Here is a 414-nt window from a genome sequence, read left to right as displayed (position 1 = left end):
CATCTTCGCAGGGCTGCAAACCCAGAACTGGGTGTTCGTGCTGTTCGGCTGCTTCGCCGCCGCCGCACTGGCGCTCGTCGTCGACCAGTTGCTCGCGCTGATCGAGAACGGCCTGCGCAATCGCAGCCGCATCCGCACCGCGCTCGGCGGCCTCGGCATCGCCGCCCTGATCGCGGCAACGCTGGTGCCCGCGATCGCGCGTTCGCATGGGCGCTACGTGGTCGGCGCCAAGACCTTCGCCGAGCAATATGTGCTGTCTGCGCTGATCGCACAGCGCCTGCAAGCGGCCGGGCTGCCGGCCACCACCCGCGCCGGCCTCGGTTCCAACGTGATCTTCGACGCGCTCGCGGCCGGGGATATCGACGTCTATGTCGATTATTCCGGCACGCTGTGGGCCAACCAGTTCCACCACAC

General features: G+C 67.9%; 1 protein-coding gene. It reads left to right on the top strand.

What is annotated here, in order from left to right; genetic code table 11:
• Positions 1–414: glycine betaine ABC transporter substrate-binding protein (locus tag V6F78_RS22300; RefSeq protein ID WP_332728361.1), on the top strand; the 414-nt coding region annotated here is incomplete at both ends.

Source organism: Pseudomonas sp. ESBL9 (genome assembly GCF_036668715.1).
Taxonomy (GTDB): Bacteria; Pseudomonadota; Gammaproteobacteria; order Pseudomonadales; family Pseudomonadaceae; genus Aquipseudomonas; species Aquipseudomonas lundensis.
Note: the sequence above shows the minus strand (reverse complement) of the source record. Positions and strands in the feature narration are given on the sequence as shown.